This is a genomic window from Paenibacillus alkaliterrae (assembly GCF_021532375.1).
Lineage (GTDB): Bacteria > Bacillota > Bacilli > Paenibacillales > Paenibacillaceae > Pristimantibacillus > Pristimantibacillus alkaliterrae.
Window position 1 is genome coordinate 1 of the sequence record NZ_JAKGAP010000111.1, and the last position, 10,741, is coordinate 10,741.

Here is a 10,741-nt window from a genome sequence, read left to right on the forward strand (position 1 = left end):
CCAGCGCCAATGGTACTTAGACCGCAGGGTCTTGGGAGAGTAGGACGTCGCCAAGCACGAGAGACCTATCGCATGTTATGCGGTAGGTTTTTTTGTATGGGCAAAACATTCCTCATGAACATAGCTATTGTATGAAGCCAACCCATGTCCAGTCAATGCCTCCGAACGCCCAAATGAGCACAGCGGATAGAGTTATCAAAATAATGCCAGCAAGCAATAGAGCATGAATATATATAAAGATGAATGACATGATGACCGCAACTAAGAGTAATTTTCCTAATATCTCTGCAGCACTTTTGATTACGTATCTCTCCTCTCCCTAACGCATTAAGTAAAGTACATTTTCCAATTAATTCCTTTTTTAAATTGTTCCTTATAAAGAATTGTATAAGTTGAACTAATGACGAATCTAACTGGGAAAAATCCTGTTAAACTTGCTTCATCAGCGAGTAAGTCAGGCCTAACTGGAATTTGTCCCGCTAATGTGGTCAGTTTGCCGACTTGAAGAGATTACTCCCGTGAATAACGCCTGCTTTTCCCGTAAATGCTTTAATTGAGCGTGTCTGATACAAATTAGTTGGCGTTTTTCCAGTTTGTGCTGCCGGTCCTTGGAGAATGAAGAACACAGGTGAGCTTCTAGTGCTTCGGCAACCGCATCGTAGTTTTTATCCGATAGACGACACTGTTTGAACAAAGATTGCATGCTAATCTAAATCTTACATCTTTTCATACCGTCCTCGTTAGCCTGATCATAGAACAAAAAATTGGTTGATAAATACAACATCACAAGTTTTGATTTCTAAAACAATACTTTTTTTATCTCCCCGAACGGATACTAATCGATTATTTGGAATAAGCGGGGCAATTAATCTCCGCAGCCTAGTATGGTTTCCGGCCTTTGCCGCCAAAACTAGCGCAGTCGAAAATTTCTTGTCGCAGCTTATTTTGCGATAGAGGGGCAGAATGCGTCTTGACAGCTTTGCTAAGCCCGTTGCGGTCAGTGTTCCTCTTCCTTTCACAGAGGTTGCGTTAAAAATCTCATCCGCAGGAGGTTGAGCCGAATAGCCGATATCAAAGCCTCCCGGATTTGCTCCAAACGTGTTAAATCCTGACGTTGCTTGCTTCAATAACGTCTCTACCTTATCCAAATCTGAATTTCGAAGTGCATGGGATAGACGTAATGCATATACGGGATCCTTTGCGATTTTTCGATAAACGGGAAACGTTTTCCTAGCAGATTTACGCAGCGCTTCAGCAGTTATTATACTCATTTCCATTCCTCCTTAGGTCTACTTTATCTAGTATATGTAGAATCTAGCATTTGGAATGGGCGGTATACGTGAGCGGCGTCGGGACGATGATCGCGACAGCTAGCGGATAAGAAAATTGTGGCTGTCGAGAGAATCTCGACAGCCACAATTTGATTGGAACTATATTGGTCCATTAAGCTTGTTGCGATATGGATAAACCTAGCCCTTCGGCAACGCGTTGTCCATACTCTGGATCCGCTTTGTAGAAGTGGCCGATCTGACGAAGTTTAATATCGTCTCTTTCGACCGGCTTCATTGCACCGACAATCGTTTCAACTAAGCGTGCGCGTTCTTCTTCGCTCATAAGGCGATAGAGATCACCAGCTTGCGTGTAGTGATCATGATGGTCGTAGCCTACACTGTCCGCGCTGCCCGATACTTCGAATGGAGCAGGCTTGTTCTCAGGCGACTCCGTCGGTCCGCTGTAGCTGTTCGGCTCGTAATACATGGACGCTCCGCCATTGCCGTCCGCACGCATTTGACCGTCACGCTGATGATTGTTCACCGGAGCGGTTGGACGGTTGATGGGCAGCTGATTGTGATTGGCGCCGACCCGGTAGCGATGGGCGTCGGAGTAAGCGAATAGGCGGCCTTGCAGCATTTTGTCAGGAGAAGCCTCAATGCCGGGTACAAACGATCCAGGGGAGAACGTCGCCTGCTCGACTTCGGCAAAATAGTTCTCAGGGTTGCGATCGAGCACCATGCGGCCAACCTCGATGAGCGGATAATCCTTCTGCGACCATACCTTCGTCACATCGAACGGATCGAAACGGTATGTATCCGCATCCTCTATCGGCATGATTTGAACATAAAGCTTCCAGGCCGGGAAGTCGCCGCTGGCGATTGCATTGAATAAATCCTCGGTATGGTAGTCCGGGTTTTCGCCGGCTATTTTGGCAGCTGCTTCATTGGAAAGGTTTTGAACGCCTTGCTCGGTTTTGAAATGATATTTCACCCAAACCGCTTGCCCTTCGGCATTGACCCATTTGAACGTATGGCTGCCGAAACCGTGCATATGTCTAAGCGTTGCCGGAATGCCGCGGTCGGACATAAGGATCGTAACCTGATGCAGCGATTCAGGCGATAAGGACCAGAAATCCCAAATGGCGTTCGGGTTTTTTAGATGCGTTTGCGGATGACGCTTTTGAGTATGAATGAAGTCCGGGAATTTAATGGCATCGCGTATAAAGAATACAGGCGTATTATTGCCTACCAAGTCATAGTTGCCTTCCTCGGTGTAGAACTTAACGGCAAAGCCGCGCGGGTCGCGTACCGTATCGGCGGAGCCAAGCTCGCCGGCTACTGTCGAGAATCGAATAAACATCGGAGTGCGCTTTCCTACCTCTGACAAAAAGCTGGCTTTGGTGTATGGCGTTACATCATGCGTAACCTGAAAATAACCGTGCGCGCCTGCGCCCTTAGCGTGGACGACACGCTCGGGAACACGCTCTCTGTTGAAATGTGCTAACTTCTCAAGAAGGTGAACATCCTGAATTAATGTGGGACCACGTGAGCCTGCTGTTATCGAGTTTTGGTTATCTCCAACCGGAGCACCCCAACTAGTCGTAAGTTTGTTCTTCTCAGTACTCATAATAGAATCACCTCATTGATTTTGTATGATTGCGCCTCATCTAATATGTTACTGTTTTCCAAAGGAAAATCAATATTTATTTATAATAATTACAATTAAAATTTTTCGTCAAAATACGATAGAGGCACTTTACTTTTGAAAATAGGGCACGGCACATGAGAAAATGGACGATCAGTTCGCTGCTGTAATTATTCAACGTACCGCTCAAGCGCTTTTGCTGCAGACTCCAGCATGCGGTTCTTCATATATGAGTTATCCAAAATACATACCCGCTTGCCGAGAAACCGGGTTTTAGACAGCACATATTCGCTTTCATTGCTGGAATAGCTGAGCCTGATTGTATATTCATCCGATTCTGCGTCATAACAAACCACTTTCTCAAAACATGAAAAAGCATACAAAATGCGCGACAGCTCCTCATTGTATTGCTTCACGACCAGGATATGGACGCTTTGCTTGCGTTTCTCCATAAGAGACAGAGCTTTTTCCTGCAGCGCCGCATATTTCTCTTCCGTACACGGCTCTTCGCGGGCCTCGATTATTTTATGCAGCTTTGTGCTCATCATCGTTCGGTGCCTCATATGGTACCAAAGCAAATACCATTCCCGCTTGACCATCGAATATTCCAGCTTGTAGGGGAAGGCTTCTTGTTCGCTATACGTTCGACCACCCTTAATTTCATAGCTTAATCGAACGAGGCTCTTATTCATAATGGCTCTTCTTAATGGGCGTATTAACGCATGGTAAACATGCTTCTCCGTACTGGCTGCTTTATGCAGCAGCGAATCGCTCGTATCGAACGGTTGGTCTTGTGACAAAATAACCCCAAGCCGCTGCAGCGTCTCCGGCGAGAACGCCTCGGCAGCGGCTGGATGCCGGAGCATCGTCTTCAGCCAGCCGCGCTCGTGGGAGGTGACCATGAAGGTGCCTGAGTCCTCGAGTCGAGATATGATTTGATAGTTAAATATTTTCTCGAACAGATTCATAGTAAGCCTTGATCTCCTTCCATTCCGTTATCATTTCCTGCCGCAGCTTCAAGGGCTCCAGCACCTCGCAGCTTGATCCGAAGCTGCGGATCCACGGCTTAATCTCGATCGTGCCGTTCACTACGATTTCAAAGAGAAACGAAGCTTCATTCTCCTCCGTCACGACACCCCATTGTCCCTGAAGCAGAACGCGCTCCTTGACGAAGCTGGCAATGCCGGGCCCCGGATGGAAGAAGCGGATCCGAACGGTTACGGGACGGCCCGTATCGACCAGCCAGCTGTATTGCATGCGCTGCTCGAGATCCGTGCTCACCTCTGCGAACAACTCCTCCGGGACCGCTTTGTCCTCCTCGATTTGGGTTAATCCCTCCATCCGGTATTTCTTTATGCCGTACCTCTCATGATGGCCCAGCAAATACCAACGGCCGTATTGGTGATCGTAGATGACTTTAAGCGGAAGTACGGTCTCCTGTTTGCCTTCGGTCTCGCGCTCGAACAGCGGGTTCGTATTTTTGGAGGCGTAGCTCGTCGCTCGTTTCGGAGAGAAGTACAGGAAGCTGACCTTGCGCCGATTGCGTATCGCATCGATTAAGGTGAATAGATTCGCTTCATCGAGAATGCGAGAGTAGTAGTGATATTTATATAAAAAGGGATCTATCGAATCGTTTTCAGCCAGGTTGCGGGCAAAATGTTTTTTTAGACCGTCGCGCAGCAAATAGCCTTGTACCGAAGGTATTTGCGTATTAGCCATAATATCCACAAAATCATATAAATCCAGCAATTCGTCATGCGACAAATCTTTTACTAAATCGTTATGAATGCGATAGCGGAAAGGACGCGGTCCCGGCTCCTTCTTAATAACGCCGACCTGCTCCAAATATTTGAGATCGGTGCGAATCGTTTTCTCGTCCGGTAGCGGGAGCTCGGCAGGCAAGCTTGCGCAGCAAGCGTCCAGCAATTCCATTGCCGATAAAGACTGTCCGTGCATGGCGGCAAGCAGCAGCGAGATGCGTTGACTCTCGGATTCCTTCAGTGACTTCGCCCGGAATAGAAAAAGAAGCATCGGGTCGGAGGAGTCAAGATAACTGTAGCGAATCGTCTCTGCGAACTGTTTGCCCTGCTCCTCGGGGAGCTGTTGGCAGACGGAGCTCACGATTTCTTTGAGGCGCTTAATTGTCTTGTCAAAGGTGTGTACGGAAATGCCGAGCCTGTCCGCGAACTGCTGCCTGTTGTATGCACCGCTCGTCAAGACGAGCATCCGTAAAAACTGAATTTCCTTATCGAAGCTTTCTTTGGCCATATACGTGATTCCTCCGATCGTAACCGTTATTCTACATCTATATTAACAGGAAGAAGGAGGTTTTGAACAAAAAGGAAAATTTTCCTCGGTCGTAATACTTTCGCCATGTTCGGACGCTTCCAAATGAGCGAAGATAGAGCTCATAGAAGCAGTACGGGAGGTTTTTGAAAATGATCATGGCCCATAAGCGACACGGAAGCAACCATCATGAAATGGAGCTCGCCAGCGGTAAGCTTCACCTGTTCGCAAACGAAGAAGTGTTCCAATCCTTTGGAGTGAAAGTATATGAAATGGCAAATAACAACCTGCAAATCCCTCGTAATCAATATATGAGCTACACGCCAGACGCACATGTCGGCATCGGGACCTGCATCGGCACCACGGCCGTGTGGAATATGAAGGACGGCTGCGTGTCACCGTCCATCGTCGGTTCGGATATCGGCTGCGGGATGCGTGTCCATACGACGCCGCTGCACAAACGCGATATTCAGGATAAAGAGATTCGTCGAGCCTTAATAGCGGCTATCGAGAAATACGTACCGACCAATGAACGCACAAATACAAACTATGAAGATATCGATGTGATGAGCGTTGTACAGAATGGCTTGAAGGGACTGCCTGCAAAATATGTACCGGATGAGCAGTGGCTGTCGCATGTGGAGCAATCCAATTTTGCTTACGACCATTCGTACCTTAAGAATCTCCCGCCCAAGATCATGAAATATGCCCGCGGGCAGCTGGGAACACTCGGTAGCGGCAACCACTTCATCGAAATTCAATATTTGGAGATTCAGGCAGAGTACGCAGACTTGGCGGCAAAATGGGGCTTGTTCGACGGCCAGGTCGTCGTCATGATCCACTCCGGCTCGAGGTCTTGGGGCGGCATGGTCGGCCGGGAGCATAACAAGGTAATCAAGGAAGCTATGAATCATTGGGGCGTGAGCAATCCCGACCCGAACCTGATCTATGCCCCGATTACGAGTCAGGAAGGGCAAACCTACTTGAATCTGATGTATTCCGCTCTTAACTTTGCCGTGAGCAACCGGCATATGATCGCGTTCGGCGTCCGCGAAGCGTTTCAGGAGTTGTTCGGGGCGGATATGGAAATGCCCGTCTTGTACGACCTGATGCATAACTATGCGCTGAAGGAATTTCACCGCAATCAGCCGATGCTCGTGCATCGCAAAGGAGCGACGCGGGCGCTTCCGCCGGGCCATTTCTTGAATACGCAGGTATACAAGGAGACAGGGCATCCGGCTCTCATTCCCGGCTCGATGGGAACCTCCTCCTATATTATGGTAGGGAAGGATGAAGGCTTGAAAAACTTCTATTCGATCTGCCACGGCGCAGGGCGGGCGCGCTCCCGCAAAGCGACGAAGGAGCTTGTGACGGTCGATCAGTTCGAGCAGTCGCTGAAGGTCGGCACGGAGGATGAAATACTCGTTAACCACCGTTCCTTGGAAACGATTCTCGATGAATGTCCGCAGGCGTACAAGGATGTTGACCAAATCATTGACAGCGTCGTCGGTGCGTCATTGGCGGCAGTTGTCGCGCGGTGCAAGCCGATGGCTGCGATCAAAGGCATCTAAATGACTAATGCTATTAAAGATAACTTCAATAATAGATGAGGTTAGTGTACGGGTGGCGTACCTTGGCTGGGATTTCAAAGAATTCCGCAGTGCTCGCGCATTCTATGCGCTTGTATGCTGTATCGTCCATTTCGGCATTAATCTCCCAAATCAAAAAAGGGTTCGACTCCCTTATGGTATCGCCTGATAAGCGGTAACTCTGTGGTAGAGTATTTAGTCTCCTTTCAAGAGAAATCAGAATCATCCCAGACCTTTAACAGGAATGCTCGGAGCACGCTTCGGCAAGCTCGCTGCAGGAATGCCTATGCAATCGGCGGATACCGATTAGAGCCCCTTTGCCTCTGTTGGCGAAGTAGGATATAGCTCGCTATAGGTAGCATTTGAATCTATAGAAGGCTATTGATAACGAGGTCAGCATGCCAATGTTCTCTTCTCTCAAGCCCGATTCCGGCTAAGCCGCAGGAGCATTTCTGTTACGAAGGTCAACCTAATTTTTAATTCCAACCTTAAAGAGGTGTTCATAAATGTTTAAAAAAGTAATTATAAAAAACGATGAGCGAGGCCTGCTGTTCAACAAAGGAAGCTACGTTAGACATTTGCAGCCAGGCGTTTACCGGCATAGACCGTTTTCGGACGACAGCGTTATTTTGCAAAATGTAGCGAAGCGCTTTGCCGTGCCGAACATGGAAATCAACCTGTTTCTTCAGGATGCGAAACTGATAGAAGAACTGACGATTGCAGACGTCCAGGATTATGAGTATGTGCTGCATTTTGAGGATGGCAAATTTGCTTCCCTGCTGACGGCCGGAACATATGCCTTCTGGAATGTGATGAAGAAACATACGTTCATTCATGTTGATATACGCAATCCGGAGCTTTCAGCGGAAATCGACTGTTCGCTGCTGCCAAAGCTGCAAAGCTGCATTCAAACCTATGAGGTTGCCAGCCATGAGACGGGCCTTCTATTCTTTAATAACGTGCTGCAGCGTGAGCTTCGTCCGGGCAAATATTTCTTCTGGAAGGGTCCGACTGGCGTGCAAGTCAAAACGTTCGACCTTCGCCAGCAGCAGCTGGACATGACCGGACAGGAGATTATGACGGAGGATAAGGTAACGCTTAGGCTCAACTTCGTTTGCCAGTACAAGGTCGTCGATCCTCTTAAAGCGTTCCAGATCAAGTCGTTTGAGGATCAGGTGTACATCCTGCTGCAGCTCATACTGCGGGAGTATGTCGGTACTCTGAAGCTGGATGATCTGCTGCGCATGAAGCAGGAAATCGCGACGTTTGTGCTCTCTCGCTTGAACGAGCAGAGCGAGCATTACGGCGTGCAGTTCAATTCGGCGGGCCTCAAGGATATTATTTTGCCTGGTGATATCAAGGACATCATGAATACCGTACTGCTTGCTGAGAAGAAAGCGCAGGCCAACCTCATCACACGCCGAGAAGAAACGGCCTCAACCCGCAGCTTGCTCAATACGGCGAAGCTCATGGATGAGAACGGTACGCTTTATCGCCTAAAGGAGCTCGAGTTCCTTGAGAAGATATGCGAAAAGATTGGTACAATCTCGCTCACCGGCGGAGGCAATTTGCTGGAGCAGCTAAACTCCCTGCTAAGTGTTCGGACAGTGGAGAAGCCATGATCGATTTACGCTAAGCCCCGGGATCAGGTCATGATCTTGGGGCTTATGTTTGATTCTGCACCGTATTTTTGTTACCTTTGAACTTGCATGTTTTTTTGATGTACTCTAACATCTAAATAGAACCGCAAGCATCAAATTTATTATTTAGGAGAACATCATGCCGGATAAGTTCTGGCCGGAGCTGAAATATCCGTTATCATTTACGGACGCGCTTAGCACTTTAACCAAGCAGCAACTGACGAGCATTCGAATGAATTTGGAAATAAGCAACCTCAGTACGCTTAACAAGCAGGGGCTTGTCGAGAGGCTTGCAGAAAAAATTGCGGAAAACCTATGGATCATGACCCGGTGCTGGGATCATGCAAGAATGAAGCTCGTTCAAAAAATAGCAAAAAACGGCGGTCTATGGGATAAGCCGCTGTTAGAATTACAGCAATATGAGTACTATCGGAAATGCGGAGTATTGTTTCCGGGAATCGTTGATGGTAAAAGAGTCATCGTTATGCCTTCTGAGCTCGTAGATTTATTTAACAAGGCAGAGATTTTTCAGGATCATTCTATGCGTAGACCGGAATACCGAATGGATTCGGCTGACTCGCGGCTTACTTTTCTATTACGGTACGTTGTCTGAGGAAGAATTGAGCTCATTTGTAATGGCGAATGCCGAGCACAAGCTGGCTCAATTTGACATGATGAATATTTTATTTTATTGAAATCCCAAGCATGGAGACAATGGAAGCGATAACGGATTTGCTTGTCCCGTTAATGAACAGTACAAAGCAGTGGGTCATTAAGGGCTTTTCGCCTGAAGAGCTGTCGGCCAAACGGGCAAGCGCAGGCATGGTGTTAAATGCCGCGTCTAACCGGGCTGTACAAGCAAATGTTATTGATATCAAACGAAGAAAAAAATTGGGCGCAACGATCCTTGTCCATGCGGAAGCGGGAAAAAATTCAAAAAATGCTGCGCCCAATAATCGGCATGTCAGCCGTTTGATCGAGCCAGGAGATTTGAAAGCCATTCAAGGTCTGGACACGCTGGAATTTCATCCTAAAGTAACCTACATCGTAGGCGAAAATGGAATGGGGGAAGTCGACGCTGATGGAAGCGATCGCGATTGGACTCGGATTCAATCCTGAGGGCGGTACGATCAACTTTAACTTTTCCACGGCAGCCACTCACTCAGATCTGCATCAGTATTTAAGGCTTTCCCGCAGTGTGAACAAGCCCATGGACGGATTCTTCTTCCGTGCGGAAAGCTGCTATAATTTGGCAACTAATATTGACGCGATGGACCGAGAGGTCGGCGGTCGGCGCAATATCGATTCGTACGGCGGAAAGTCGCTGCATCAGCAATCGCATGGCGAATCATTTTTCGCTGCGTTCCTTCATCGTTTTAACGGTAATGGGCTGTATATTATGGTGAAGAAACCGATCATTACGTGCTTATGAAGCAGTTCATTAATAACCGAGAACGGATGCTGCGCGAGCTGTTTTTGGATGAAGAATAGAAAGTGAAGGAGTAGTCCGAAATGTCCTTAGAAATAGAACGTAAATTTTTGCTGGCTGATTTGCCTAGCGTGATTATAGAAGAACAGAAGCTGAAAGCGTTGTCGGAGCAGCGAATTGAGCAAACCTATTTGGCCATGGATGAGACGCAGGAGCTGCGCGTCAGAAGAATTGTTGATATTGCAAGTGGCAATGTATCTTACACGCACACCTTTAAACTGGGCAACGGGATCTCGCGGGAGGAGATTGAGTATTCCATTTCGGAGGGCATTTATGAGCAGGTTGTAAAAGCATTCGGCTTCGTTCCGCTTACGAAAAATCGAATTACGGCCGAATGGGCCGGCAAAATCATTGAGATCGATATTTACGATCAAATCGAGCTTGCTGTTCTTGAGATGGAATTTGAATCGGAGGAAGCGGCGAATGCTTTCGCGGCGCCTGATTGGTTCGGCAAAGATATAAGCTCCGAGCGACAGTATAGCAATAAGAAAGTATGGCGAGTATTACAAGGAAAATAGCATTTGCTAAAAGATTTAAAAAAAGTTTCAGAAAATGCTTGACCTCATAGGCGGATACATGATATATTCTAATTCCGGCCGAGAGAAACAAGCGGACGGCGAGCAAAACAAACGAAAGAAAAGATTGCTCTTTGAAAACTGAACAACGAGTGAAACTGCCCTTGCAATCCTAACGGATTGTAAGAAAAGCGATAAAAAAAGTATTGAGCAAGTCAAACAACCAACATGGAGAGTTTGATCCTGGCTCAGGACGAACGCTGGCGGCGTGCCTAATACATGCAAGTCGAGCGGATTAAGCGT

General features: G+C 47.6%; 8 protein-coding genes, 1 rRNA gene and 1 pseudogene. 6 read left to right on the forward strand and 4 right to left on the reverse strand.

Features of this window, described 5'->3' with window-relative positions; genetic code table 11:
• Positions 1–749 precede the first annotated feature (749 nt).
• The 4 genes from L1N85_RS25905 to L1N85_RS25920 form a co-directional block, all read right to left on the reverse strand.
• Positions 750–1,271 (reverse strand): hypothetical protein, encoded by a 522-nt coding sequence (locus L1N85_RS25905; protein WP_235241910.1) that lies wholly within the window; start codon positions 1,269–1,271, stop codon positions 750–752.
• Positions 1,272–1,443: 172 nt separating this feature from the next.
• Positions 1,444–2,901, reverse strand: a complete 1,458-nt coding sequence (katA, locus tag L1N85_RS25910; protein ID WP_235241911.1) for a catalase KatA — start codon at positions 2,899–2,901, stop codon at positions 1,444–1,446.
• Positions 2,902–3,089: 188 nt separating this feature from the next.
• Complete coding sequence (locus L1N85_RS25915; RefSeq protein ID WP_235241912.1) at positions 3,090–3,887, reverse strand: WYL domain-containing protein; 798 nt, start codon at positions 3,885–3,887, stop codon at positions 3,090–3,092.
• Positions 3,862–5,187, reverse strand: a complete 1,326-nt coding sequence (locus L1N85_RS25920) for a helix-turn-helix transcriptional regulator (RefSeq protein ID WP_235241913.1) — start codon at positions 5,185–5,187, stop codon at positions 3,862–3,864. Before L1N85_RS25920 ends, L1N85_RS25915 begins: the two co-directional genes overlap by 26 nt.
• Positions 5,188–5,357: 170 nt before the next feature.
• Here L1N85_RS25920 and L1N85_RS25925 point away from each other — a divergent pair, with 170 nt between their 5' ends.
• The 6 genes and pseudogenes from L1N85_RS25925 to L1N85_RS25955 form a co-directional block, all read left to right on the forward strand.
• Entirely contained in the window at positions 5,358–6,776 is a 1,419-nt protein-coding gene (locus tag L1N85_RS25925) for an RtcB family protein (RefSeq protein WP_235241914.1), read from the forward strand.
• A 524-nt stretch (positions 6,777–7,300) separates the two neighbouring features.
• Entirely contained in the window at positions 7,301–8,416 is a 1,116-nt protein-coding gene (locus L1N85_RS25930; protein WP_235241915.1) for a slipin family protein, read from the forward strand.
• Between the two features lie 157 nt (positions 8,417–8,573).
• Complete coding sequence (locus L1N85_RS25935; RefSeq protein ID WP_235241916.1) at positions 8,574–9,047, forward strand: hypothetical protein; 474 nt, start codon at positions 8,574–8,576, stop codon at positions 9,045–9,047.
• Positions 9,048–9,415: 368 nt separating this feature from the next.
• Positions 9,416–9,925, forward strand: a pseudogene (locus tag L1N85_RS25945) (AAA family ATPase); the annotation flags it as partial.
• Positions 9,926–9,946: 21 nt separating this feature from the next.
• Positions 9,947–10,441, forward strand: coding sequence for a CYTH domain-containing protein (locus tag L1N85_RS25950; protein WP_235241917.1), 495 nt, complete (start codon positions 9,947–9,949; stop codon positions 10,439–10,441).
• A gap of 222 nt (positions 10,442–10,663) precedes the next feature.
• A 16S ribosomal RNA gene (locus L1N85_RS25955) occupies positions 10,664–10,741 on the forward strand; the annotation flags it as partial.

What these genes read in the sequence shown, in the direction of transcription:
- L1N85_RS25905 (WP_235241910.1), bottom strand. Translation starts at nt 1,271, where the DNA reads ATGAGTATAATAACTGCTGAAGCGCTGCGTAAATCTGCTAGGAAAACG.
- L1N85_RS25915 (WP_235241912.1), bottom strand. Translation starts at nt 3,887, where the DNA reads ATGAATCTGTTCGAGAAAATATTTAACTATCAAATCATATCTCGACTC.
- L1N85_RS25950 (WP_235241917.1), top strand. Translation starts at nt 9,947, where the DNA reads ATGTCCTTAGAAATAGAACGTAAATTTTTGCTGGCTGATTTGCCTAGC.
- L1N85_RS25925 (WP_235241914.1), top strand. Translation starts at nt 5,358, where the DNA reads ATGATCATGGCCCATAAGCGACACGGAAGCAACCATCATGAAATGGAG.
- katA (WP_235241911.1), bottom strand. Translation starts at nt 2,901, where the DNA reads ATGAGTACTGAGAAGAACAAACTTACGACTAGTTGGGGTGCTCCGGTT.
- L1N85_RS25920 (WP_235241913.1), bottom strand. Translation starts at nt 5,187, where the DNA reads ATGGCCAAAGAAAGCTTCGATAAGGAAATTCAGTTTTTACGGATGCTC.
- L1N85_RS25935 (WP_235241916.1), top strand. Translation starts at nt 8,574, where the DNA reads ATGCCGGATAAGTTCTGGCCGGAGCTGAAATATCCGTTATCATTTACG.
- L1N85_RS25930 (WP_235241915.1), top strand. Translation starts at nt 7,301, where the DNA reads ATGTTTAAAAAAGTAATTATAAAAAACGATGAGCGAGGCCTGCTGTTC.